At 47.8% G+C, this 26,288-nt stretch carries 21 protein-coding genes and 1 riboswitch; of the genes, 8 read left to right on the top strand and 13 right to left on the bottom strand.

Annotated elements, in window-relative coordinates:
* Nucleotides 1-84: 84 nt before the first annotated feature.
* From ilvD to ACTNEN_RS10095, 3 genes are all read right to left on the bottom strand, one after another.
* Nucleotides 85-1,731 (bottom strand): dihydroxy-acid dehydratase, encoded by a 1,647-nt coding sequence (gene ilvD / locus ACTNEN_RS10105; RefSeq protein WP_441206240.1) that lies wholly within the window; start codon nucleotides 1,729-1,731, stop codon nucleotides 85-87.
* A 275-nt stretch (nucleotides 1,732-2,006) separates the two neighbouring features.
* The gene (locus tag ACTNEN_RS10100; RefSeq protein WP_441206239.1) at nucleotides 2,007-2,252 is read right to left on the bottom strand and encodes an ACT domain-containing protein; all 246 of its coding nucleotides are present in this window, start codon (nucleotides 2,250-2,252) and stop codon (nucleotides 2,007-2,009) included.
* 405 nt (nucleotides 2,253-2,657) lie between these two features.
* Nucleotides 2,658-3,602: a DUF2232 domain-containing protein gene (locus ACTNEN_RS10095; RefSeq protein ID WP_441206237.1), complete on the bottom strand. Its 945-nt coding sequence runs from the start codon at nucleotides 3,600-3,602 to the stop codon at nucleotides 2,658-2,660.
* A 275-nt stretch (nucleotides 3,603-3,877) separates the two neighbouring features.
* Here ACTNEN_RS10095 and ACTNEN_RS10090 point away from each other — a divergent pair, with 275 nt between their 5' ends.
* Nucleotides 3,878-4,975: a L,D-transpeptidase family protein gene (locus tag ACTNEN_RS10090; protein ID WP_441206236.1), complete on the top strand. Its 1,098-nt coding sequence runs from the start codon at nucleotides 3,878-3,880 to the stop codon at nucleotides 4,973-4,975.
* A gap of 134 nt (nucleotides 4,976-5,109) precedes the next feature.
* Here ACTNEN_RS10090 and ACTNEN_RS10085 read toward each other — a convergent pair whose 3' ends face one another.
* From ACTNEN_RS10085 to ACTNEN_RS10060, 6 genes are all read right to left on the bottom strand, one after another.
* A complete protein-coding gene (locus tag ACTNEN_RS10085; RefSeq protein WP_441206235.1) occupies nucleotides 5,110-6,669 on the bottom strand; it encodes an extracellular solute-binding protein in 1,560 nt (519 codons plus the stop codon).
* A gap of 7 nt (nucleotides 6,670-6,676) precedes the next feature.
* A complete protein-coding gene (locus ACTNEN_RS10080; protein WP_441206233.1) occupies nucleotides 6,677-7,480 on the bottom strand; it encodes an ABC transporter permease in 804 nt (267 codons plus the stop codon).
* Between the two features lie 44 nt (nucleotides 7,481-7,524).
* Nucleotides 7,525-8,262: an ABC transporter permease gene (locus ACTNEN_RS10075; protein WP_441206231.1), complete on the bottom strand. Its 738-nt coding sequence runs from the start codon at nucleotides 8,260-8,262 to the stop codon at nucleotides 7,525-7,527.
* A gap of 16 nt (nucleotides 8,263-8,278) precedes the next feature.
* A complete protein-coding gene (gene potA, locus ACTNEN_RS10070; RefSeq protein WP_441206230.1) occupies nucleotides 8,279-9,805 on the bottom strand; it encodes a polyamine ABC transporter ATP-binding protein in 1,527 nt (508 codons plus the stop codon).
* A 471-nt stretch (nucleotides 9,806-10,276) separates the two neighbouring features.
* On the bottom strand, nucleotides 10,277-10,915 hold the full coding sequence (locus ACTNEN_RS10065; RefSeq protein ID WP_441206229.1) for an ECF transporter S component: 639 nt from the start codon (nucleotides 10,913-10,915) through the stop codon (nucleotides 10,277-10,279).
* A gap of 413 nt (nucleotides 10,916-11,328) precedes the next feature.
* Nucleotides 11,329-12,519, bottom strand: a complete 1,191-nt coding sequence (locus tag ACTNEN_RS10060; RefSeq protein WP_441206228.1) for a cation diffusion facilitator family transporter — start codon at nucleotides 12,517-12,519, stop codon at nucleotides 11,329-11,331.
* 212 nt (nucleotides 12,520-12,731) lie between these two features.
* On the opposite strand from ACTNEN_RS10060, the gene ACTNEN_RS10055 reads away from it, so the two are divergent.
* The 4 genes from ACTNEN_RS10055 to ACTNEN_RS10040 all read left to right on the top strand — a co-directional run bounded on the left by ACTNEN_RS10055 (nucleotide 12,732) and on the right by ACTNEN_RS10040 (nucleotide 17,395).
* Nucleotides 12,732-13,238 carry a GNAT family N-acetyltransferase gene (locus tag ACTNEN_RS10055; protein ID WP_441206226.1) on the top strand — a complete coding sequence of 169 codons (507 nt, stop codon included), beginning with the start codon at nucleotides 12,732-12,734 and terminating at the stop codon, nucleotides 13,236-13,238.
* A gap of 192 nt (nucleotides 13,239-13,430) precedes the next feature.
* A complete protein-coding gene (locus ACTNEN_RS10050; protein WP_441206225.1) occupies nucleotides 13,431-14,078 on the top strand; it encodes a DUF1275 family protein in 648 nt (215 codons plus the stop codon).
* A 220-nt stretch (nucleotides 14,079-14,298) separates the two neighbouring features.
* Nucleotides 14,299-15,651 (top strand): MATE family efflux transporter, encoded by a 1,353-nt coding sequence (locus tag ACTNEN_RS10045; RefSeq protein ID WP_441206223.1) that lies wholly within the window; start codon nucleotides 14,299-14,301, stop codon nucleotides 15,649-15,651.
* Between the two features lie 388 nt (nucleotides 15,652-16,039).
* Nucleotides 16,040-17,395, top strand: coding sequence for an amidohydrolase (locus ACTNEN_RS10040; protein WP_441206221.1), 1,356 nt, complete (start codon nucleotides 16,040-16,042; stop codon nucleotides 17,393-17,395).
* A 302-nt stretch (nucleotides 17,396-17,697) separates the two neighbouring features.
* Here the strand turns inward: ACTNEN_RS10040 and ACTNEN_RS10035 are convergent, their stop codons facing one another.
* The 4 genes from ACTNEN_RS10035 to bsh all read right to left on the bottom strand — a co-directional run bounded on the left by ACTNEN_RS10035 (nucleotide 17,698) and on the right by bsh (nucleotide 23,369).
* Entirely contained in the window at nucleotides 17,698-18,705 is a 1,008-nt protein-coding gene (locus ACTNEN_RS10035; protein ID WP_441206219.1) for a dipeptidase, read from the bottom strand.
* Between the two features lie 503 nt (nucleotides 18,706-19,208).
* On the bottom strand, nucleotides 19,209-21,767 hold the full coding sequence (locus ACTNEN_RS10030; protein WP_441206218.1) for an FAD-dependent oxidoreductase: 2,559 nt from the start codon (nucleotides 21,765-21,767) through the stop codon (nucleotides 19,209-19,211).
* Nucleotides 21,768-21,890: 123 nt separating this feature from the next.
* On the bottom strand, nucleotides 21,891-22,331 hold the full coding sequence (locus tag ACTNEN_RS10025) for a NusG domain II-containing protein (protein WP_441206216.1): 441 nt from the start codon (nucleotides 22,329-22,331) through the stop codon (nucleotides 21,891-21,893).
* Between the two features lie 33 nt (nucleotides 22,332-22,364).
* Nucleotides 22,365-23,369 carry a choloylglycine hydrolase gene (gene bsh / locus ACTNEN_RS10020; RefSeq protein WP_441206214.1) on the bottom strand — a complete coding sequence of 335 codons (1,005 nt, stop codon included), beginning with the start codon at nucleotides 23,367-23,369 and terminating at the stop codon, nucleotides 22,365-22,367.
* Nucleotides 23,370-23,668: 299 nt separating this feature from the next.
* A riboswitch (TPP riboswitch) is annotated at nucleotides 23,669-23,776 on the top strand.
* A gap of 128 nt (nucleotides 23,777-23,904) precedes the next feature.
* On the opposite strand from bsh, the gene thiM reads away from it, so the two are divergent.
* From thiM to ACTNEN_RS10005, 3 genes are read left to right on the top strand one after another with little or no spacing between them, the layout of a single operon-like run.
* A complete protein-coding gene (gene thiM, locus ACTNEN_RS10015; RefSeq protein ID WP_441206213.1) occupies nucleotides 23,905-24,726 on the top strand; it encodes a hydroxyethylthiazole kinase in 822 nt (273 codons plus the stop codon).
* Nucleotides 24,727-24,743: 17 nt separating this feature from the next.
* On the top strand, nucleotides 24,744-25,391 hold the full coding sequence (thiE, locus tag ACTNEN_RS10010) for a thiamine phosphate synthase (protein WP_441206211.1): 648 nt from the start codon (nucleotides 24,744-24,746) through the stop codon (nucleotides 25,389-25,391).
* 31 nt (nucleotides 25,392-25,422) lie between these two features.
* Complete coding sequence (locus ACTNEN_RS10005; RefSeq protein ID WP_441206210.1) at nucleotides 25,423-26,145, top strand: HAD family hydrolase; 723 nt, start codon at nucleotides 25,423-25,425, stop codon at nucleotides 26,143-26,145.
* Nucleotides 26,146-26,288 lie beyond the last annotated feature (143 nt).

Below are 26,288 nucleotides of genomic sequence, written 5' to 3'. Positions count from 1 at the left end.
ATTTATAGCACAAATAAAGGGAGAGGCACAAGACCTCTCCCCTGATATTGCCCAAAACAGTATGGCATTAAATAAAAACCGTGTTTACTCTACAATTGCTCCGGTATCTGCGGAATGCACAAGCTTAGCATATTTCTTAAGATAACCTGTGAGATTTCTCTGCTCACGGATCTTCATCGTCTTTTTACGCTCCGCCATCTCCTCATCAGAAACCTCAAGCTCAATGGAATAGTGCGGGATATCAATTTTGATCTTATCCCCATCCTTTATATAAGCAATCGGTCCACCTGCCTGTGCTTCCGGTGAAATATGTCCGATCGCGGCCCCGCGGGATGCACCGGAGAAACGGCCATCTGTAATCAGTGAAACTGTCGTATCCAGTTTCATGCCGGCAATCGCGGAAGTGGGACTCAGCATCTCTCGCATGCCAGGTCCTCCGGCAGGTCCCTCATACCGGATCACAACGCAGTCTCCTGCCTTGATCTTGCCGCTATAGATGGCTCCGATCGCTTCCTCCTCCGAGTTGAAGCAGCGTGCCGTACATTCATTCACCATCATCTCCGGTGCAACTGCTGACCGTTTCACGATAGAGCCGTGCGGAGCGAGATTACCATACAGTACGGCAAGTCCGCCTTCCTTAAGGTATGGATTGTCCCAGGGACGGATCACATCCGTATTTTTAACCTTGGCATCCTTTGTGGCTTCACCGATCGTCTTACCAAGCACCGTCATACAATCCTCATGGATCAGACCATGCTCTGCAAGCTCATGGATTACCGCATAGATTCCACCGGCCTCCATAAGATCCTGCATATGATGATGTCCTGCAGGAGCCAGATGGCAGAGATTCGGTGTCTTGTCGGAAATTTCATTGATCTTATGCAGGTCAAACGGCACACCTGCCTCATGCGCTACTGCCATCAGGTGCAGCGCGGTATTGGTCGAGCATCCCAGCGCCATATCTGTGGTTAAAGCATTCTCAATGGCATCTGCTGTGATGATGTCTCTCGGACGAATGTTTTTATTGAGGACATCCATCACACGCATACCGGCTTCCTTGGCAAGTCTCAGTCTTGCAGAGTACACCGCCGGAATCGTACCATTGCCTGGAAGCGCCATGCCTAGAACCTCGCAGAGAGAGTTCATGGAATTGGCTGTGAACATACCGGAGCAGGAACCGCAGGTCGGACAGCAGGAGTTCTCTACATCCGCAACTCCTGCCTCATCCAGAAGTCCCGCCTTATAGGCACCGACTGCCTCAAATGCAGTGTTCAGATCGCGCTCATGGATTGAAAGCATCGGACCGCCGGAGACAAAAACACACGGGAGATTGAGACGAACCGCAGCAAGCAGCATACCCGGCACGATTTTATCACAGTTCGGACAGAAAACAAGCGCATCCAATGCATGTCCAGTTGCCATACACTCAATGGTATCCGCAATCAGCTCCCGGGAGGAAAGTGAGAAATGCATTCCATCGTGTCCCATGGCAATGCCATCGCAGACAGCTATGGTATTAAACTCAAGCGGAGTACCGCCAGCCATAAGCACGCCATCCTTTACAGCCCTTGCGATCTGCTCCATATGCATATGTCCAGGAACCACCTCTGCAAAGGAATTAACTACTCCAATGAGCGGACGTCTCATCTGCTCATCCGTAAGTCCATCCGCCTTGAGCAGGGAACGATGCGGTGTATGCTCCACACCCTGCTTTACTAAATCACTACGCATATTATTTTCCTCCAAAATCAGGATTGATATACATGTCTATTTTGACTACTACAAAATCATCTTATCTATTACAAGATCTAAAGTCAAGAAACACAAATTCATGCAGGAAATAACCTCAAGTTATTATTAGATCGTCAGATATGTCTGATAGTTAAATCAAAAAACATCTCTGCCTGCTGAATCAAATACAATAGCTGTATCAGATAGCCGCATGCCAGGTAAAAATACTTGTTCGTACCTCCAAGTTCAGACCAAAATCGTATTTCTTAAGGAAATCACAGTCCCTCGCGGCTGACGATCATAGCTTCATGCACAGAATGCAGCGCTCCGAGATGCTTAATGACCTGATTCATGGAATCATCTCCCATGGAAACGATCGTTATCCTGGATGCATTGCTGCCGACAGCCGGTCCTGCGTTGATCGAATCGATACGATAATTCTGTCTTTCAAACACGCCTGTAATCCGCTCCAATGCATAAGACCAGTTATCAACCAAAAGCTCAACCGTATACTTACTCATTTTCTTCTCCTTAAACCTGCGATGTAAAGATAAAGCTCCGACATCGCTACGGAATGCACCGGCTCCGGATTTCCAGCAGCATCCAAACGATGATCTTGAGATAACAAAGCAATAAAAAATGAGGACCCTGCGTTACTTGCAAGGTCCTCATTGACATGAACTTTATTATCTGTCAGCTCCTTGAATCCGGTAACGCAAAAGAAACGTTATTGCACACGACTGCAATGACGTTAATCAGGATAATAATGACAGATGTAATTGTGAAATTATGCTCCTGAACCATCCAGCGCGTTCCCCTTTCCAAGAATTGTCCTAAGTTTAGCCCCGATTTTTGGAGATGTCAAGTTTTTTTATGTCTCTTATAACCGGAATTAATGTCTGTCAACCTTTCCTGCATGCTCATCCTTAACCATGTTGCTGCATTTCCTCAAGCTTTGTAAGGAGATACGGATGCAGCCCTCCCGAAATATAAAATAAGGCAAGAATCATCACGCCCTGCGGCATCAGAAACATCCCAAGGATACTGAGCAGCAGCACCACTCCCCGTTTCCCGGAAACATAGCAACGGATGACCAGCGACAGTGCAATCACGCCAAACACGATGAGATAAAAATACCCCAGCATACCGACCGTTTCCAGGACGCCCTGCGTCAAAGGATCCATTCCCGGCTTTGCAAAGGCATAGCTGTAACCCATGAATGCAATAAACGCCACGAGTCCGCTCCACTTTGGAGGATAGTATTGTGAAACTGCCTTGGGCTTTTGTACAGGGATCCTCATGCGCCGCAGAATAAGAAGGCTGATTTCATAGATCAGAAAGCCCTGAAAGGCTCCCCCGAGCGCAATCGAGACCAGAAATATTCGCCGGAGAAAGTCTGTACCGAGCATGGCGTCCGGCAGCGCGACATTAGCCTTTTGCATGGCGAGACGCATCCCTTCCTGCATTTCCCTCACCTCCGCATCCAGATTGTAGCCGGATATCCCGGCAAGAAGCACGAGATTCAGGAGATTGGACAATACGCAGAGAAACATGACAACAAGGAGCGTTTTGGTCGGATCCATCTTACGAAACATCATAGCACCAAAAATCATCCCGACAAACGCTGCGCTGATGGCATAAAACATACTTGTGAGCGTACTCGTGAGAAACGCAGTAAAGACCATGCAGACAAAAACCGTGAGGCTGCTCCGGCCTCCGTATCTTGCGGCGTATGCGACCATGGGAATCGGAAATAGATAGGTAAAGCTGCCCTCCAGCAGTCCTCCCATCTGCCGGTTAAAAAGCAGTAAAACGCCAAAAATCGCAACGATCATGGCTCCGGTGGTAATTTTTAAGGTTCTTTTATTCATGCGTTATATTATCCTCTGTCAAAATGATCTGTATCGCGGTCTCCGCGATTTCCTATGGAAAATCAGGCTCCTGGACCGGCGTATCCGTAAAGAAGCTTCCGGTTACTGATCCGCCGCATAGGCACAGCCGGATTTTATGTCTTACTATATTATACGGATTTTCCTGCATTCTGAAAACCAAACCTTACGAAAAGGTAACATTTCCATATACCGGCTTCAAAATATCAGAATCTATATTATGATAAGATTATAGAGTACGAGGAGGAAAAATGTGAATGCTTCAAAACCTGAAATGTAACGTGAAATCTGATGTTATATATAAAACCACAGCGAAACATATACAGTATTTCCGCGGACTGATGCTCATGATTCTACTTGCGATCCTGCTGACAGTTCCGGCATACGCAGAAAACTATCCCAATGTGACGCTGTCCCAGGGCTCCGCGGGTCCGGGTGCAACCGGCTGGATCCAACAGCAGAACGGAAGCTGGAATTATATGGCAAGCGGCCGCATCCTTACCGGCACCTGGATCAATGCTGATGGGAAGTGGTATCTCCTGGATAGTAACGGAACTATGCTGACCGGTCTGCAAAATGACGGCAGCGGGCTGTATTATCTGGGAAGTGACGGACGGATGCGCACCGGATGGCAGAATCTTAACGGCACCTGGTACCTTTTTAATTCGGAAGGCCGGGCTCTCACCGGATGGCAGAATATCGGTGGCACGTACTATTTGCTCGGTAGCGATGGTAAAATGCTCACAGGCTGGCAGCAAGACGGAGGCCATTACTATCTGCTTGATACCGATGGCAAAATGCTTACAGGATGGCGCAATGTAAACGGTGCGGAATACTATCTCGCTGAGGCAGCCGATGCTTCCCATCCTTATGGTGCCATGTATGCATCTGAAAAAACACCCGATGGCTCCACGGTCGATGCGCAGGGCTCCAAGGTTTCAGATCCTGCACCTCGCCAAAATCCTACCGGATATCCCACCTGCGTTGAAGTGGACATTACAAACCAGAACATGTACTGCTATGTAAACAACCAGCTTGTGCTGTCCAGTCCCTGCGTGACGGGCAGAGCCAATAAGCATGATACCATGCTGGGTGTGCATACCATCAACGCCAAGCAGACAGACCGGTACCTGGAGGGCTATAATGACGATGGCAGCAAATACAAGAGCCATGTCAATTACTGGATGCCGTTTTATAAGGGACAGGGACTGCACGATGCCTCCTGGCGTTCCAAATTTGGCGGAAACATCTATACTTATGCCGGCTCCCATGGCTGCGTAAATCTCCCGCCTGATATTGCGGCAGCTCTGTACAACATCGCCTATGTCGGCATGCCCGTTGTGGTGCACAGCTAAAGTTCACAGCATATTACATCCAACAGTAAAAAACAGTGCCTAAGGAAATTTCCAAAGGCACTGTTTTTTAGTACTTGTTTCATCCTTTAAAGTTTATATTTAAAGGATCAACAATTTTTATGTCTGAGTATATTTTATGGCTCCATCTTTTTCCTGATCCGGTACTTGAGCACAAAGGCGTAAATCGTACCGACCAGTCCCGCAGCAATTACACACCAGCCCCACCACGGAAGATGCCTGATATTATAGCAGCGCACATTAACCCACATCCGGTTGATTGCCTGATTCTGGGCATCGTCAAAATACTGCATGATACTGGTCCTGCGGATATCCTCCGTACTTGGATACTGCGCACCAAGCTGTCTCCTGGTCTGCTCCTCCGGAACTGTCAGCACATAGCGGGGATCCACTGCATCATCATTACCGGTAAAGAAATAGGAGACATCGTAATCTACCGTATCCTTGCTATCCTCATCTGCACCATAGTTCCATTTGAGATACTCAAAGATCCTCGGATCCTCCCCTCCGGAAATAAAGGAGGTATATCCTATGTAGTACATATTGCGGATCGCATTGTCCGGTCTGGATACAAAATTGATAAAAGCCTCCGCCGCCTGCTGCTTTGCGGGATCTCCCTGGATGCCACGCTTAAGCATGATCCAGCCATCAAAATAGATATTGGAAGCTTCCTCCGGTTCCACAAACTCAAGATAATAATTATCCGCCTCTGCCTGATCCATAGTATAAACAGCATCTCCGGACCACTGGTAATTGGCAGCAACCCTACCGGTTACCATATCTGCCTTACCGGAATCCACCTCAAAGGAATATACATTATCCTTCATGCCCTGCAGCCAGTCCTGCACCTTCCGGATCATCTCCGGAGAGGTATCATTGACCGCCTGCTCCAGCTTCTTTTTATATTCCGGATCCTCCCGGAACGATGAACTGGTCAGCTCCTCACCCTTCAGCGCGGCAACTGCGGCAAAGTAGCAGTCGCGGACACTGTCCTTGATGGTAACGCATTTACGGAACTCCGGATTTTTTAAGATGTTCCAGGTAGATGCCTGCTCTCTCGTGACAAGCTCCGGGTTGTAAACAATGCCGGTAACGCCCCACATGTAGCCTGCCGCATACCGGCTCCATGGCTCTCCATTGATGGTATGCTCTTCAAAAATCCTGCGAAGATACGGAGATACGCCCCGGATATAAAAATTGTCCGGATCTGATGCATCAAAGAAATGCTCTGACAGCGGTACCACCTGGCCCTCGCTGATCAGCTTCATAAACATGTACTCCGAGGGACAGATGAGATCATAGGTATCCCCCAGCGTCAGCATGTTATAGAGATCCTCATTGGTTCCGAAGGTGGAATACTCGACGTGCACATTGACGCCGTAAGTTTCCTTATACCAGTTCTCAAAATCCTCGATCATGGAGTTCTGACCGATGATGTCGCCGCTCGGCAGGTCTATCGTCTCGTCTGCATCCCAGCCGCCTTCATCCATGTACTCCTCCCAGTTACAGATACGGAGCGTAACATCGCGCCCGGAATCAGCTTGTAATCCTGCCTCCAAACCTGTACCTGCTGCTGTCGCTGCCAGGATAGTCTCTCCCGGAGATATCAGCGTGAGCATGCTCATCATGCCCAGTGCGCCTGCCGCAAGCACTGCCTTATAAAATTTCTGTCTCATCTCAATCTCAGTCCATCCTCTCCCGACGCTTCTCCTCCTGCACTGCTCTTAAATTTCCAATCAGAACAAACAGAAGCACGATGACAAAAATCGCAGTAGACAAAGCCCAGAGCGCTGTCTTGATACTGGTCTGCGAGCCCTTGGTGGCATTGACCACATAGGTGCTTATAGTATTAAACATCGCAGGCTTGGTATAGGTAGCAATAAAATAATCATCCAGTGACAGGGTAATAGCAAGACCAAAGCCGGACAGCACTCCAGGCATGATCTCCGGTATCACAACCTGACGAAGCGCCCGGAATGGTGTCGCGCCGAGATCCAGCGCCGCCTCATAGAGACTCGAGTCCATTTGCTGGATCTTAGGCATCACATTGAGAAACACAAACGGTGCGCTCAGCGTAACATGCCCTATGATCAAAGGAATATAGCTATCCTTACTGATATGCATAACAACCACCATAAGGACGCAGATAGAAAAGCCCGTCACTACATCCGCGTTGATCACCGGAATCCGGTTCACGGTTGCAATGGCAGTCCGCGTCCTCTCCCTGGAGTAAAAGGCTCCCAGCGCGCCCAACGTTCCCAGGATCGTTGCTATAAAAGCAGACCCCACCGCGAGGGCAAGCGTGCCGGCGATCATATTCCTAAGCTCCTCTGTGCTTATAAGTGTCACATAATTTCGGAGGGAGAATCCTCTGATCGCCCCAATGGTGGTCGAGTCCGTGAAGCTGTATACCGCAAGGATCAGGATCGGCAGATACAGAAACAGAAACACGATCGCAAAAAACACGGGTTTCCAGAGTTTTTTCATAATATCGTGCCTCCTCTCACATCCCCTGTCTCATCTGAATCCGTCTACAAGGTAAAGATGCAGATGATCAGCAGTAGAATCAACGCAATCATGGACCCGCCATGCCAGTTGTAGGCAGCGAAATAGCTTCCGATCAGTGAGCCCATGATGTAGGTGCTGTTGTACAGCATATCCAGCACCACATAATTGGTCATGGCCGGCAGAAACACCATCGAAACCCCGCTCATAACTCCGGGCATCGACAACGGCAGCGTCACCTTAAAAAACGCCTCCCGCTCGTTGGCGCCCAAATCCTGCGCAGCTTCCAGAAGCGAATGATCCAGCCGCGAGATGCTCGTATAAATCGGCAGGATCATAAATGGCAGGAAATCATAGGTCATGCCGATCACGGTATTGGTAAACGGATACATGGCAAGATTTCCTTCTATAAAAATCAACATTTCCTTCAGCGCCGTGATCCGGAGGGAGAAATTAATCCACATCGGCAGTACAAACAGCATGACCACTGCGGACTTTGCACGGATTTTACTGGAAGAGAGGATATATGCCAGCGGATACGCCAGCAGCACGCAAACTACAGTAGTCACAAACGCCACCGCAAAGCTGTACACAAGCGTCCCCAGCGTATTGGGATTGGTAAAAAATCCGATGAAATTCATCAGTGTAAACTGCCCTGAACCGTTGGTGAATGCATAGTAAAACAGGACTGCCAGCGGCATAAGCACAAACAGCAGCAGAAATACGGCATAGGGTATGCCGAGATTCTTTCTGGAAAACCTCATTTCAGCCGTCCTTTCCTTACTTTTTAATGGTAAATGTCATCTTTTCTGTCGGCATAATCAGACCCACACGGTCTCCCATGTTCCATAAATCCTCATCATATACCGCAAAATCCTGTTCCAGATCATCCGTATGGATAATATAAAGATAATGCTCACCGAGATAAATCAGGTTGGAAATATTGCCCTGCACGAGACCCTCCTCCTGATTATCCGTCATCTCGATGTCCTCCGGCTGGATGGATGCCTGGATCCGAAGCCTGTTGATGTCAATGACCTCTCCATTTCCATCCACGATGCTGCCATCCTCCTGACGTTTGCCGCCCTTAATGAGCTTCGTAAGACTCGCATGCAGAAGCTTACCATTGTATTCCAGACGATAATCCTTGTTGATGTCCACAAGAAACGTGTTGGTGTGATCCTCTGCAATCATAATGTGAATGCCATCGGGCTCCACGCGGATTCCGACACGGTCACCGACATTCGCAGCCCTCGTAGACCGGGCAACGATTTCATTTTTGCCTGACTGCATGGTAATCTCATAATGCATTCCCTTGAAGATTACAGAAGTGACGACTGCGCGGATCATCCCCTGCTCCGGCGTCGTCAGCTCTACATCCTCCGGACGGATCACCGCCGTGATATGCGTGCCCTCAGGGACATCATCCACACAGACAAATTCACCACCGCAGAAGCGGGTCCGGAGCTTACCGGTCATAATACCGCTGAAGATATTGCTCTCGCCGATAAAGTCGGCAACAAAGGCATTTTTAGGCTCATTGTAAACATCCTCCGGCGTGCCGATCTGCTGGATCTGTCCCTCACTCATGACGACAATCTTGTCAGACATGGTAAGCGCTTCCTCCTGGTCATGGGTAACGTAAATAAAGGTGATCCCCAGCTTGTCATGCATTGCCTTTAGCTCGATCTGCATTTCCTGCCGCATCTTAAGGTCCAGCGCTCCCAGCGGCTCATCCAGAAGCAGAATCTCCGGCTCGTTGACAAGCGCGCGGGCAATGGCAATCCTCTGCTGCTGTCCTCCGGATAAGGTGGCAACGCTTCGGTTTTCAAAGCCCTCGAGATCCACCAGCGTCAGCATCCTCTTGACCTTATGCTCAATGACATCCTTAGCCATTTTTTTCTGACGGAGTCCGAATGCAATATTGTCATAAATATTCATATGTGGAAAGAGCGCATACCGCTGAAATACCGTATTGATCGGACGCTCATATGGCGGCAGGCTGGTGATGGACTTTCCGTTTAGCAGGATCTCACCCGAGGTCGGGATATCAAAGCCGGCGATCATACGAAGCGTTGTGGTCTTGCCGCATCCGGAGGGTCCGAGAAATGTAACAAATTCTCCTCGCTTCACCTCAAGGTTAAAATCATTGACTGCCACAAAGCCGTTATCATCATACCGTTTTGTGACATGCTTTAGCTCGATGATATTTGCGCTGCCGCTGAGATTTGCTCCATCGCTGGAATTTATGCTTCCGCTGCGATTTGCATTGCCGCCGAGATTTGTGCTGCCGCTGTTTTTTTCCATTGCTGTATCCTCTGTATTTTTAGATCCGTATTTTATTTCTGTATTTTTAGATCGTTATTATGAAATTTTCAGATCATTCTTTTTAAATCTGTGTGTTTACATCTGCTTCTGAAAAAATGGTGCCAAAAACTGAGAGACACACTTTCTGCTTCGCTGCGAAACAAACATAACAGCATGATTATACTATTTGTGTTGTGAATTTCCAGTCAATTATGCATTTCACTTTCGGTGATATAATCCCCATTTTGGTGACTTTTTTACAGTTTTGGTTTTGAAAAATCATCTGGTTTTATCCTGATCCTCATATTTCGGATGAAAAGCACTTCCACATACCAAAAAAGCTGCCGCAACTTGTGCAGCAGCTTCCGGAAGCAATCATCTTATCGCATAGCATATATATTGCCACTTGTTTTTTTATTTCTAACTTTTTTGTTTTTTATTTTGCTAAAATTTCCAAAACCCAAATCCCATTCATGCCGCAAGCAAAAAGCGATCGCTGTGGATCAGTCCCGGCATGCTCTTACGGAATACTCCATACAACGTACGTGAAACCGCACTGCCGACAGCAAAGCAAACCGCAGCTTCAATTGCACCCTGCACACCGACAAAAAGCAGCACAAACACCAGCGGATTACTTGCGCCGAGAGCTGTGACAAAATTCTGGATATAATCCGATCCATAAAAAAACAAAACAAGAGACGTCATAAAAAACAAGGTATTAAGCAGCGGACAGCTAAGACATGTCACATAATAGGAAACCCTGTTGGTGCTCTTTCTCTTATGCAGTGCCCGGAAAATCAGCCCGGTGCAGAGCCCCACCAGCACTCTTGTCACTACCGTTGTAATAAAATATCCAAAGGGATTGATCTGGAACAGAATACTGCTGCTCATGCCATTGACAAAGCTGCTGATTCCAAACGTAAGCCCGCAAAGCACGCCGCCCAGCGGTCCAAGTATAACCGCGCCGACAGAAACCGGTACCGTCAGCAAGGTAAGTGACAGCCCCGGCGTACGGATATATCCAAGCGGGGTATTTGCCATAATAAGGATGATGGCAATCATCATCGCCATCTCAACCAGAAATGTAGTTTTTTCGTTGCGTGCTTTCATAGAATCCTCCTCGGGTACCTGCTGACAGTCTGCTGCAGTCAGGTCTCATTTCATCTGATGCTTTATTTTAAGCATCAAAAGTTTGACAGGAGATTATTCCAAGGAAATGGCATTAAAGCCAGTGCATAGAATGAAATCAGATCGTTTTTATTTTTATAAAACTAAAACACTCTTAAGCTGACCACTGTATGTATATAATATCCGGACACTTGCTGAATTGACGCTGACCCTCATAGGTACGGTCGCCATAAAGCCTCATCCTTACACAATGATTCTGATCTGTTTCGATGTATTTCCTTTTTGGGATAATGCTCGATAGTATCGTAGCACGCGCATTAAAAAATACCAGTCATTCCCCGCAAGTTTAATAAAAAAAACATAAAGCGATGAATGTCAACAGCTTCACAACAGCCTCAACTCTCACTGAAGTCTGTATCCAATGACATCTCCAGCTGATAGCCCGGATATGCCTTCTCCACTTCCTCCCGGATCTCACGATAGGATGCCTTCCGGTCCGGGACATCAAAGCTGATCATGACATCAAACCGCAGCTTTTTTTCTTCTTTATTAAAATAAAACCCATGCATCTGGATGACCCCGGGATGAGACATCACAATCTTACTTACCTTGTTACGGGCATCCACAGCCTCCGGATCATGTGTATTAACCGCGTACACACCAATCGCCGTAAGAATTACATGGTGCTTCTTGTATACCGTAAGAGAAATATCCCTAAGAAGCTGGTCCAGCTGGCATGCGGAATACGTATCCGGCACCTCAATGTGCACAGACCCGCTGTAGTCATCCGGTCCATAGTTATTAAGGATAAGATCATAGGCGCCTTGTACCCCCGGGAAGCTCTTGACGGTTTTACGGATTTCCTTGGAAAGCTCCGGATCAACTCTCTCTCCAAGAATCTGCGAAATCGTACCTCCAAGCATCTCTACACCCGATTTGACAATGACCAGCGAGATAACTGCACCAAGCCACGCCTCAAGCGAGAGTCCCGTAAAAAGGTAAATCAATGCGGCAACTAGTGTCGATGCAGAAATCACAGCATCCATGGAAGCGTCCTCACCGGAGTTTACGAGGGAGTCTGAATGCACCCGTTCCCCAACGCCCTTCACATAGCGCCCCAGCAGAATCTTGACCAGTACACCGGCTGCTACAATAATCAACGCCGCTGCACCGTAATCCGGCGTTTCCGGATGCAGAATTTTCTTTACCGACTCTGTAAAAGAAGTAATGCCGGCATAAAGCACAAGGATGGAAATCACCATAGCACTGAGGTACTCAATTCTGCCATACCCGAACGGATGCTTTTTATCGGCTTCCTTCCCGGCAAGCTTGGTACCTACAATCGTGATGATAGAGCTTGCGGCATCGGATAGATTATTGACGGCATCCATAACAATTGCAATGGAATGTGACATGAGCCCGACTCCCGCCTTAAATGCCGCCAGCAGCACATTGGCGCCAATACCGATGCAGCTTGCACGGACAATCACCTTGTCACGAGCCTCCGCTTTTTCCATTATCTCCTCAGAGCTTCGTGCTTCTGCTGTCTCCTCTATACTGTTTTTTACTTCCCTGATTGATGCCATGTGAGATTCCCCCTTTGGATAAATGCATTGTGTAAAATCTAATTGCACGCATTACTATACTACCGTTTCTTTTGAACTGCAAGTAAAAATCTGCCTGATCCTGTAATGCTACAGCCAGTCAGATCGCTGTATTGCTTCCATTGACCTTTTGTCATAGTTCCGATAAGATAGATGTTATATCACATTATCACACTATATTTAAAGGAGGTCTTATGTTCGATTTCAAGCGCTTTGATTTTCGTGATGTTCGTCCGGAGGAGGCTGATGAATGTGCCGAGATTGAGCGTATCTGTTTCCCTCCCAACGAGGCGTGCAGTCATGCAATGATCACCCGGCGTGTAAAGGAGTCTCCGGAAACATTCCTCGTAGCCTTTGACAGGGTAAACCATAAAATTGCCGGATTTTTAAATGGACTTCCAACAGATGAAGAGGTGTTCCGGGATGAATTTTTTACGGATCCTTCCATAAAGAAGAAGGATGGAAAGGTTGTTATGCTTTTGGGGCTGGACGTGCGCCCGGAGTACCGTCATAACAATCTCGCAACCACCATCATCAGCACCTATATTGACCGTTCCTGTAAGCAGGGGCGGGAAAAGCTGATTCTGACCTGCCATGATCGTCTCGTCTCCTTCTATCAGGAGTCAGGCTTTGAAGACCTGGGCGCGAGCGCTTCCACCTGGGGTGGAGAATCATGGCACGACATGGTATATCATGTATAATATGACTGGTATTTCTATAAAGTCCGTGCTATAGTAAGCACGTTTGCTATATCGGTACCCGCAGATCCGGGAAGAAGCAGTAACATTTCAAGCTCGACAGACAGAGCGGATCCGGGATTTCTGATGAGTTTATATTTTATATATGTATGATTTTTGTATGTATGATTTTATGTATGGAGAGAGGCTCAATCAATGAAGCTTATCAGAGAACGTAGAGATCTGCTGATTCATCTGCTCATGGCGTTTATGGGCGGTGCTTCCGGTATGTATGGTATTTTGATCCGTGGAAATTTCGGACAGGCTGTAACCTCTAACCTTGAGAATGTCTTCCGTCATCTTTTGATCGGCGATGACCTGGAGGATGCCTTCTTTCGCTTTGGTGCCATCCTGGTATTTATTGCAGCGCTGAGTGTCACACATCTATTACAGTATAAAAGCCAGAGGATTGCGGAAATTGCATGCTTTATTTCCCAGTTCATCTGTATTTTGATTTCAGCTTCTCTACCCGAGAGCACCTCGGGAATCATAGCTCTGTATCCGGTCTTTTTTATGACAGGTACCCAGTGGGCAACCTTTACCGGTGCCGAAGGCTTTAAAAGCGCAACCATCTTCTGCACCAACAACAGTAAACTCGCCGTCTTCGGGTGGCTTGATTTCCTCATCACCGGAAAACACGAGTATTATAAACAAGGGCTCTTTTATACAGCTACGATTTTCTGCTTTTACGGAGCCGCCGTCATTTTCCTGTTTCTCTGTCAGGACTACCGGGAAAAAGCCATCCTGTTTGAGCTGATTCCTCTGGCGATCGCGGGCTGGACATGGTTTGTCAACGATCGTTAAACGATATTTTACGATTTACCATATAAAACCCTGTCCGTTTAAATAATACATTCCCGAAGTGTATCCCGAGATGTAAAATTTTCTGTAATTCTAACTAAATTCCAGGTGAAATCCAGGTTAGAATTTTCAGAAGGATTTACATCTCTTTTTTTGACATCGTGTTATAATTGACATGTTTACGCATAAATATTCACTTAAAAAGACCACGGGAGGGGTCAGTATGGCAGCTCTTACCAAAACCAAAACAAAAGATATGACCAGCGGAAGCATTGTAAAACAGATCCTGTTTTTTGCGCTTCCGCTGATGCTTGGAAATGTATTTCAGATGATGTACAACACGGTAGACTCCATTGTGGTCGGTCAGTTTGTAGGGACGGAAGCTCTGGCTGCTGTCGGTGCGACAACCATGATCACCAATATGGCAGTCTTTTTCTTTAACGGCTTCTCCATTGGCGCCGGTGTCATCATCGGGCGTTACTTCGGTGCCCGGAATATGTCCAAGCTCCATGACGCAGTGGAAACCACCATGGCGGCGACATTCCTGTTTTGTATCCTGTTTACGATCCTCGGGATAAATGGCGTCCGCCTTATGCTGGAGTTTATGTCCACACCGGAAGACGTTTTTGGCGCGGCAAGCACCTATCTCCGGATCTACTTCGCCGGAATCACAGGACTCCTCATTTATAATATCGGAAGCGGCATCCTGCGTGCTGTGGGTGATACCACAAGACCTCTGTACTTCCTGATCCTCACAAGTATCCTCAACATCTTCCTGGATCTTCTGTTTGTCATTAAGTTTCATATGGGGATCGCAGGTGTTGCGCTTGCCACCATTCTCTCCCAGTTCATCTCCGCAGGACTCACACTTTTGCTGCTGCTCCGTACCCATGAGGTTTACCGGCTCACGGTAAAGGATCTCCGGATCAAGGGGGAGCTGCTCATCCAGATTTTTGCTGTCGGACTGCCCGCCGGCATTCAATCCGTGATTACTGCCTTTTCCAATGTCTTTGTGCAGTCCTATATCAATTATTTTGGTGCAAGCGTCATGGCAGGCTGGGCAAGCTATAATAAAATCGATCAGTTCATCATGCTGCCCATGCAGAGCATGGCTATGGCGGCTACAACCTTTGTAAGTCAGAATGTCGGCGCCGATAATATGAAGCGCGCGGACCGGGGTACCAAAACCTCCATCGGCTTGAGTCTGCTCATTACCGCATGCATTGCCACCGTTATCTGGATTTTTGCGGAGTTCGCCATGCGGCTTTTTACACAGGACGAATCTGTCATTAACTACGGTATCCTGTTTCTCCGTCAGAATGTATATTTCCTGATGCTGAACTGCATCAACCACGTGCTCGCCGGATCTCTCCGTGGACGAGGGGATTCTACCGGTCCTATGGCAATTATGCTGACTGGATTTGTACTTGTCCGTCAGATCTACCTCTTTTTCATCACCCGGATGGTTGCCAACACACCTTCTCTCGTGGCACTCGGATACCCGGTCGGCTGGGCGGCAACCTGCATCATGGAGGTCATCTATTTCATTGTACGCTGGAACAGAAAGACGGAGTGATATGAGACATATGACATGCACAAAACACAACGTGCCGTGACCTATATTGCTGCCAACCGCATACAAAGTAATTCCCTGTTACCAGGTATAACCTGCTTATCTCAGAAACTGCTTGCATCTCGTCTAAAAGCAAAATATAATACCATTTAATGACAGCGTGGATAAAGGAGTCCGATTTCCTGCGGCGGCGGGACACCGGGCTCCTTTGCTTTATAGTTAATGCGATGATAATATCTGCAGAGACCCACAAGAACAAAGGCTCATGCGCTACCGGCATCAAAAAACAGTGCAGGTACGGCACGCATCCGAATCTGAGTTCTGACTATTATGCCGGTAATAACAGAACGACACGCTTTGTCAGTGATCACTTACGTCTGGAGGTACGCTCATGAACATCGAACTAAAACAAATCCTGGATTCCGGTAAGGCTGATTTTGAGGCAATTGCCAATGACATCTGGGATCATCCGGAGACACGATACAAGGAAAGCTATGCTTCCTCTCTGCAGGAACGCTTTATGGAGCAGCATGGATTTACGGTGGAAAAGGAAATTGGCGGAATCGCGACAGCATTTAAAGCAGTTTCCGGCAGTGGTAAACCGGTAATCGGCTTCCTGGGTGAGTTTGATGCCCTGCCAGGCTTAAGCCAGACCGCAGATCAGCCCTCCTATGCGCCACTCAGCGAGGGTGCGCCCGGTCATGGATGCGGGCACAACCTCCTGGGCACCGGATGTATGGAAGCCGCATGCACCATTGCCACCTATCTCAAGCGGCATCATCTGCCCGGAACTGTCATCTATTTTGGCTGTCCTGCCGAGGAAAGCGGCGCAGGCAAAGCCTTTATGGTCCGCGAAGGCTGCTTTGATGGTGTGGATTTTGCTCTTGCCTGGCATCCAAGCCCACATAACGCACTCATGTCTCATTCGCTTGCCAACGTGCGGATCATTTTCAGCTTCCATGGCAAAAGTGCACATGCCGCCGGTGCTCCCCAGTCCGGCAGAAGCGCCCTGGATGCCTGTGAGCTGACCAATGTCGGCGTGCAGTATCTCCGCGAGCACGTGATTTCCAGCGCCCGGATGCATTCCGCATATCTTAATGCCGGTGGAGATGCGCCGAATGTCATCCCTGCGGAAGCGTCCATCCTCTATGCGCTGCGCGCTCCAAAGCAGTCCCAGGTGAAGGAGCTCATCGAGCGTGTCTCGGATGTCGCACGCGGTGCCGCGCTTATGACCGGCACCAAGGTGGACATTAAGGTTGTCAGCGCCTATGCGGACACCGTTTCCGTACCCGCAATGAATCAGCTGATGCTGGCGGAGATGCATGATGTAATGCCGCTCGATTATACCGAGGAGGAGCTTGCCTATGCAAGGCAGTTTGCAGACCCGGAGCTTCTAAAAGAAGGTGCGCCGGTCATTGACAGCACGGTAACCGAAGATGACAGCCATGACGGCGGTGGCAGTACTGACGTAGGTGATGTCAGCTGGATTGTCCCAACCGGCGGTGTCTCCATTACAACCATGGCAAATGGAACTCCGGGACACTCCTGGTGTCTCACTGCGCAGGGTAAGAGCTCAATTGCGCATAAGGGCATGCATGCTGCAGCCCTGGTGCTGGCAGAAGCTGCCGAGAAGCTCTTTACGGACTCCGAGCTTGGCGCAGAAATCAAAGCGGATTTTGTAAAAGTCAAAGGACATGAAAAATACGAGAAGCTCTTGCCGGACAGCGCAAAGCCAGGAGATTTCTGATCACACATCCGTCAACAGTCATCATCCTAACCCTGTACCTGTATCTAATTGATGCAGATACAGGGTTTTTTACTGTTTATTTTGGAGTCCAAAGAAATAGCTTAAAAGCGTCACTTTTCACTTCAAGATCCAAAAAAAGTGCCGTGTGGCGGCATCTTTTTTATAGCTCTTTTTGATGGCTTCCGTACAGCCAGAAGCTCTCGTATAAAAAAAGCTGCCGAACCTATATACGCAGGCTCGACAGCTCCTATATAAATTTTGTGTAAAATGTTGTGATCGGATTTTTTGCAATGATCCCAAGTTTATCCTAAAACTCTCAGCACATTCTCATAACGGAACTTATCCAGGGTCCGCTCCGAAAAACCGTCCTTTGCCAGGCGATTAAACAGAAGCTCCATCTTGTCCGGCCCATCAATTTCCGGTTTTCCATCAAAGCCATCAAAGTCTGTTCCAAGCGCAGGTAAGTCCTCTCCACCGATCTGGTACATATGCTCAATATGTGCTGCCAACATATCCACCGTTGTTTCCGGCAAATTCTTTTTACCCACAGTATCTCCCGGCACAACAAAGCTCTGGAAAAAGTTAAGTCCCATGATGCCACCCTGATCCGCAAGCGCCCGGATCTGTTCATCCGTAAGATTTCTCGGATGCTGTGTAATCGCATAGCAGTTAGAGTGAGATGCAATAAACGGCTTATGCGAATGCTTCGCAACATCCCAGAACCCACCGGCATTGAGATGCGATACATCCGCAAGGATATCAAGGCGATTCATCTCCTCCAGCGCCTCGATGCCAAAGGGCTTTAATCCCCGGTTCATCATTTCCGGATCCGTGGAATTAGGATATCCAAGACAGTTTTCATGATTCCAGGTAAGTGCAATGGCTCGCACTCCATCCTCATATAGCCCGATGAGCCGGGAAATCTTGTCATTAAGGAACCGACCATCCTCTATGGTGAGCACAGCAGAGCTCTTTCCGGATTTCCGGTTGGTCTCCACTTCCGTGCGATTCCTTGCAAGCGCGATCACATCATTGTGCCTGTCTACTGCTTCATGCAGCACCTTTACAGCATCCCTGTAAAAGCTTTCATCATCCGGTACCTCCCGGCTGCCATCCGGGTTCTTCCTTCCAAACCGCATTTCAAATGCCTTTTCCGGAGGAAAGAAAACAGCAAAAAACTGCAGCACCTGCTGCGCTTCTGCCATCTTTTTAAAATTAATATGTCCTGTTCCATCATATAAGCTCTCTGCACCATCGCTATAGCCTCTTAACAGCGTGTCGCAGTGCATATCCGCATAATGACAAATCATAAAAACCACCTTTCACTACACTGAATCCATGATCATCATAGCATATTTTCACACTCTCAGACAGCATTCTTTTATTAGTTATGGTTAACACTTTAATGGGTGATGTCATCCTGAAAATTCAGCCTATCGCGTTTTTTATATGATTTCATACCCGAATCTGCGGCAAAAGCAATGCTTCGAGAGGCAGCCATGATGGTCTTTTCGGCCTATATGAAATTCTAGTGGTCTGCATACCCGAATATCTGGCACATTTTCGGGTACGTTTTAAAAGTTTTTCTGTATAGGCCGAAACGCTCCTTTTATATGTCCCTAATAAAGACAATTTTACAGTGAAATCCGTATGTATTCGGGTACGTTTGCCCCTTACACCCTGCATAGGCCGAATTAAGACCAACTCCAAACCAGATTTGAGCCAATTTCAGTTTGCAAGGCGCAAAAGAATCGATAAAAATGGGTAAAAGAAAAAGGAGACCCCATAAAGGAATCTCCTTCTCCTGATTTACTTACGCATTATCTGCTGCGATCGCCTTGGCTGCGGTACGTCCGGAAACGATGATCTCTGTGATAGCATTACCTCCCAGACGGTTTCCGCCATGGATACCTCCGGTAACCTCACCGGCTGCATAAAGTCCCTTGATGACCTTGCCATCCTTATCCAGTACATGACGGTCGGTATCTACAACAATACCACCCATGGTATGATGTGTGCTCGGTGCAAGCAGACGTACACGAAGCTTCACATCATCCAGCTTATAGGTTGAAGGATCATAGGAGCCATCAGCCTTCTTATCCGCAGTACCAATCAGTGCAGAGAACTGCTTCTTGCTGACATCCTGCGGCTGTCCGCCTGTCATGATCGCTTTATCATAATCCTCAATCGTAGCCTTGACGGTCTCCGCATCGGTCTCAAGACCAAGCTCCTTAAAGAGCTCCGGAAGCTCGGCAACGGTTCTTACATACTGACGGTTAGCAACATCCTCTTCCTTATATGGATACGGTCCTGGAATCGGAACCTCTGCATTGGCAATTTCAATAAATACGCCCTTCGCGCCGTCCTTTTCAATACCATTTTTAAATTCACCAAGCGACAGTACATCTCGCTCAGAAGTCTCATCTACAAATCTCTTGCCTGTGGTCGGATTAATATAAATTGCATAGTCACCGCCGCCAAACGCAAGATTACCATTATCAATCCAGGAAATCGGCATCAGCTGTGTCCAGCCCTCACCGGTCGTTGCCGCACCTGCCGCCTCTGCCATCTTGATGCCATCTCCCTGCAGAGAAGAACGGTTGGTCGTCTTGGTGGATGTGCTCAGGTAGTCACTGGACCAGTACTTATTGGTATCTACAACCATCTGAATGTTGGCTGCATATCCTCCGGTCGCGAGGATAACACCCTTGCTTGCATGCGCGGTTACCGGCGTGCCATCATACATCGTACCCTTGACACCAGTTACCTTACCATCCTCAACAATCAGCTCCTCCGCCGTGGTTCTTGTTATAATGGTATTTTTTTCATTTGCCTTTTTAAAGGAAGTCATCGGAGCTACAAAATACGTGCCCCATCTGCCCTTATACTCCTCCGGCTTTCCATCACCATCGGTATCCACATTGGCACCGATGAACTGGTTCTCACGATACCACAGAGCACCAATCAACGTAGGCTGTGTATCCTCAACAAAGGTACTTCCCATGGACTCAAGCCAGGGCTTAACCTCCTGACCATCGGTAATGAACTGCTTTACAAGATCCACATTACCATAGATCCACTCAGAGCCATCTGCAGACTGACGAAGACCACCGTAATAGGTCTGGAAAATATGCAGATTTACTGTGGAAAAAAGCGTAAGCTCCGACTCCGGAGTGCCTGCATCGAGCTTTGGCTGTGCCCAGTCAAGATATGCCTTGATCTCCTGCTTAAGCTCCTTGAGAACCGGCAGATAATCTGCATGTACACCATGCTTTGAGAGCTCCTGGATGTCGCCTGCAACATACTCATGATCTTTATAATAGCTGTCGTCAAATGGTTCCTCACTCCAGCCATAGATCGTCTTCAGCTCATCGATGCAACCCTGCACAGACTTGACCTTATTATAGGTCTGACCGTCAAATCCAGTACCTGTAGTTGCATCCGGATCATTTTTATCCCATACAAGATACGGCATCACAGACTGATACTGTCCACCGGATACCAGCGTATTACCGCCGATCTCCGCGTTTTTCTCCATAAGCAGTACCGTATTGCCTTCCTGTGCTGCCTGTGCCGCCGCAGAGATACCTGCACCGCCGCCGCCGACAATAACCACATCATAGGTATCCTCAATCGGATCCTGTGCCTTAAGCTCTACTGTATTTTTGGCGAATGTATCTCCGTCGCTTACGCCCGCTTCCTTGGCGGCTGCATTCACCGCTTCCTTCAGAGCTCTGGAGGTAAAGGTTGCGCCGGATACCGAATCCACGCCGGTGCCATTGGCCTCGACAATCTCCGGAATCAGAATGTCATATGCCACATCACCCACATGCTCTGTTTCCTTGGAATCCTTCACCTCGATCCCTGTAATTGCGCTGTCCGAGAAGGTTGCGCTTACTGTAACAGGTCCATTATAACCGGTTGCTGTACCCTCATACGTGCCTGCCTTAAAGCTCACAGTACCACTGCCCTGACTTGCAGATGCCTCACCCTTAGCCTGCTTCAGTGCATCATCAAACGCCTTTTTAACAGCATCACTTGTAATCGTAGATCCCGATACCGCATCCACATCACTGCTGCCTTTTTCCAGCAGCGTCTTTTGCAGCTCCTTGATCGCAGCTCCGCCCTTATCCGGTGTCTCTTTGTCTCCGGTGATTTCAAGATCTGTGATCTTATCCGCATCAACCGTAAGCTTTACCTTGACTTCTCCGCCAAATCCCTGTGCAGATGCTTCATACGTACCTGGTGTATAGACACCGGAAGCTGCTGTGCCTGCCGCTGCAGTTGTAGCCTTGGTACCTGCCGAACTGCCACAGCCTGCCAGGGATAAAATCAGCATTGCACTGACAGAAGTGGTTACAATTTTTTTCATAATACCTCCAAGATTATATAAATCATTAAGCAATATGATAAAAATGTAACATACAGACGTCAATATTTCAATTCCCATATGTAAAATATTTACCGGATACTTTACATTTATCCGAAAAATATCTCAGGATGTTTCAATAGTGACCAAAAGTCCATGTGGCAGACACACAATGGGAATATCATAGGCATCCGACGTAAGCGGTTCCATTGAGACACAGACAAGCCCCGGACAGTTGGATTCAGACATATAAACAGTGCCGTCCTTAATGGTCAGGAGATTGACATTATGATTGGAGGGATACGCTTCCTCCCCTAAGGATGCAAGAACCGTATGGAAATCCGTCTCTCTCGCGGTTCCATCCTCAATGATATACTTTTGATCTTTGTCAAGGTCTGTCCTCAGGATCTCCGTACCCTGGAAGCTGACCACCACCTGAGATTTATCCCCGACCTGTCTTCGGAAATAAAGGGCAGCAGCACTTCCAAGCAGCAGAAAAAGGACTGCCAGTCCAAGCAGGCAGTCCCTCCTATGAGATTTAATAAATGATCTGATTTTCTGTTTCATTATAATCCTTGTGCTAATATTTTCCGGTCTTTCTTATTTATGTTTATTTACGATCCGGATGTCAGGATCCTTTTCCAGCTCATACGTAATAAGCTGATCCCCGTCCAGATCCTCCTGATGCAGATCCACCCCTGTAATCCGGCTGTTATTATAGGTCGTGTAATAGTAGATGCCCTGATCCATATTGCAGCAGGAGCTGTAAATTGTATACTCACAGATCGGTTTTCCATCATCATCCGTACCCAGACGACAGCAACCCTTCTGCTGCTCCACCGAGCCCAGAATCTTAAAGAACTGGCTCACATTTTCCGCTTCGCTCTCACCCGCAATCGAGTTCATCCTTGTAAAAGCCACCTTCACAAAGCGTGATGCCGATGACAGATCCCCGGGAATGCCTATGCCGCCCATACCACGACTATAGTAGTGGACCGGAACATTCGCCGCAAAACGATTGACCGGTTCCTCTGCCGATGCTCCGAGATAATCCTGGATATGCAGCAAATGATAGTCAAACGTCGGATTATTAGTCATGACACCATAGGGATTATCGTAAATATTTCCGCCACGGCTGGTCTGCTCAAACACCACTGACTCTTTCTGGTCCGCAATCATCCAGTGCAGTGGACTTGGCGGAAGCTCCGTGCGGAATGCTGTATCCGTGATCTGAATCCTCTTTAACAGTACCCGCGCCTCCTCTACACTGCGGCACTGCCCCAGTATCCAGGAGATAAACTCAAAGGATGCGACCGAGTCCTTTGCGGGATCCTGCCCGGCTGGCACATAGACTGCATTTCCCGGGAAATTAAGTCCTGCCATGCTGAGACCGTATTCATTGGTCGCATCATAATAAAGAGGAAAATCGTCCAGTACATATGCCATCCCGATCATCGCATAGTGCCGCGTAAGGTCCGGCATGTGCCTCATAGGCAGCGGCTTGTTTCTGGGCGTGATGGTAACACTCTCATGATACGAATATTCAAGATCCAGATTTCTGCCAAAATAATGATCCTTAGCATAAAAAGTTGCCGCTGTACACATAGGATTTCCTCACTTTCTTTAAGGTTCCGTCATACTGGATGTGCGAGATATATAAAATCTTTATTTATTGTATGAGAGTCATAACATAGAATGCAAGTCTTTTTTAAATATTTTGTGTTAAAGACTCTCATTTCAATAGATGCCTTCCTCCGTCTTGGAAAGACCATTTCCTCCGACTATTCAGTATATGAAGAAAAATCTGCTCACAACACTGGTAAGTACATCATAGCGCTGATGGTCTTGCGATACGTACACATTGCTTTATTGACATTCTCTCCCTGCGGCGCTATGATGTAGAAAATTTAACTACGGGGAGCCCGCTGAAGCGAGCTGAGAGTGAACTGATTGGTTCAGACCCATAACCTGATTTGGATAATGCCAACGTAGGGATAAAAGAACCACGTACATAAAGGATGTTTCCGGTCAGGAAGCATCTTTTTTTGTAGGCATAGATCCTAACGTAAATTGCCAAATCCACTGACAGTTTAAAATTCCGGCTGTTTCTCTGATTTGGCATAGCAGGAAGGAGTATTTCATGCTTGGAGAGTATCTTGAAAACGTAAGAAAAAAAAGTCCTCTGGTACATAACATCACAAATTATGTCACCGTCAATGATGTCGCTAATATCATACTGGCCTGCGGCGCAAGCCCTATCATGTCCGATGAGCCGGACGATGTCGAGGATATCACCTCCATCTGTGCTGCCTTAAACATTAACATCGGCACCTTACGCAAACGCTCCATTGAGAGCATGCACCTTGCAGCGAGAAAAGCTGCCTCGCTTGGTCATATCCTCGTACTGGATCCCGTTGGTGCCGGGGCAAGCACTCTGCGTACTACCACTGCTGCCTCGCTGCTGGAGGAAGTTTCTTTTACACTGATCCGCGGGAATGTCAGCGAGCTCAAGGCACTTGCACTTGGCAGCCGTTCAACAAAGGGCGTGGACGCGGATGCGGCGGACGTAGTAACTGATGAAAATCTCGATCAGATGGTTAACTTTGCCAAAACCTACGCCAAAGCTGCGGACTGTGTCATCGCTATGACCGGTGCGATCGATCTTGTTGCGAATGCTTCCAGCTGCTATGTGATCCGCAATGGTCGGAAGGAAATGAGCTCCATCACCGGAACCGGATGCCAGTTATCCGGGCTTTCTGCCGCGTTTCTGGCTGCAAATCCGGAGCATCCTCTGGAAGCTGCCGCTGCAGCGGTATGCACCATGGGACTTGCAGGTGAAATTGGATATTCTTATATGCATCCGGAGGATGGCAACTCCACATATCGAAATCGGATCATTGACGCCGTGTACAACATGAATGGCAGCACCTTGGATAAAGGCGCAAAATACGAAATTCGCTGAACAAGGGAGGAGCACAAATGCTGGAGGATAAAAATGCTTTACTATTATATGCTGTCACGGATCGCCGCTGGCTAAATGGCAACAGCCTCAAAGATCAGGTGGAAAAAGCTATCAAGGGAGGGGCTACCTTTATACAGCTGAGAGAAAAGGATCTCGACCGGGCTTCCTTTAAAGCGGAAGCCCTTGAAATCCAGGCACTTTGCCGTGCATATCACATTCCGTTTGTTCTGGATGATGATGTTGACCTGGCGGTAGAAATCAATGCAGATGGCGTGCATGTAGGACAGAAGGATCTGGAGGCAAACTGTGCAAGGCAAAAACTTGGACCCAACCGGATCCTCGGCGTGTCTGCACAAACCGTAGAAGAAGCAATCGCTGCAGAAAAAGCAGGTGCCGATTACCTGGGTGTAGGGGCTGTTTTTCCAACGGGCTCCAAAGATGATGCCGATGAGGTAAGCCACGAAACTCTACGGGACATCTGCCGGTCCGTAAGCATTCCCGTAATAGCCATCGGGGGAATCACACGAGATAATGTCAATGAGCTCTCCGGTACTGGCATCGTCGGGATCGCAGTAATCTCCGCCATTTTTGCAAAAGAGGATATTACCGCTGCCACAGCTGACCTGAAGCAACAGACACGGAAAGCGCTGGAACAAAGTAAGTAATGTATGCCTGCAGACCTGTAAAGGAGTCAGGATGGAAGATTGTTTATTATACTCATTGAACTATACTGTAAAGCTTACAGGCGCGGATATCGTGCGCGGTCTCATAAAAAACAACGTTCACGCCGCAATATTTGATATTGATGGCACTCTGCTGGATTCCATGCCGATCTGGGACACACTGGGCGCTAGGTATCTACTAGCGCATGGCTTAACACCAGAGACAAATCTACGAGATATCTTGTTTCCAATGACGATACCTGAAAGTGTACATTATCTGAAAGCACATTATGATCTTAAAGAAAACGAGGATGAAATCCAAAACGGGCTTTACCGGATCACGGAAGATTTTTATAAAAAAGAAGTGCCTCTAAAAAAAGGAGCTGAAAAGCTTTTGCGAGGCTTGTCAGACGCCGGTATCCCTATGGTGCTCTGCACCGTCGGAGAGGCAGAGCTTGCAAAAGCCGCCTTGACTCGACTCCATGTCCTGTCTATATTTCAGGATCTATTTGTCTGTACGGATTATCAAACGACAAAACGGGAACCCCGGATTTATGAAATCGCCGCGGCTGCTCTACACGCAAAACCAGCAGAAACAGTTGTGTTTGAAGATATCCTGCAGGCGCTCTCCTCTGCCAAAACCGCCGGATTTCAGACTGCCGCCGTAGAGGACCCTGCAAATGATTCCGACCGCAAAAAGATCCTGGAAACTGCAGATTATTACCTGCCGGACTTTACTGTGCTTTACACTCGATGATGAGCGGTCGCCTTCACAAAAAAAGAGCAGGCCATCTGACCTGCTCTTCTCTCATGCCTTGAAAATCGCATACCGCTTTATCCATAAACACATTTCATAAAACATCAAACCTAACCGGACCAAAAACCTTTTGGATAAGCCCT

Source organism: Oribacterium sp. HCP28S3_H8 (assembly GCF_052064775.1).
Classification (GTDB): Bacteria; Bacillota; Clostridia; order Lachnospirales; family Lachnospiraceae; genus Oribacterium.
This window is presented reverse-complemented; position numbering and strand designations above follow the sequence as displayed.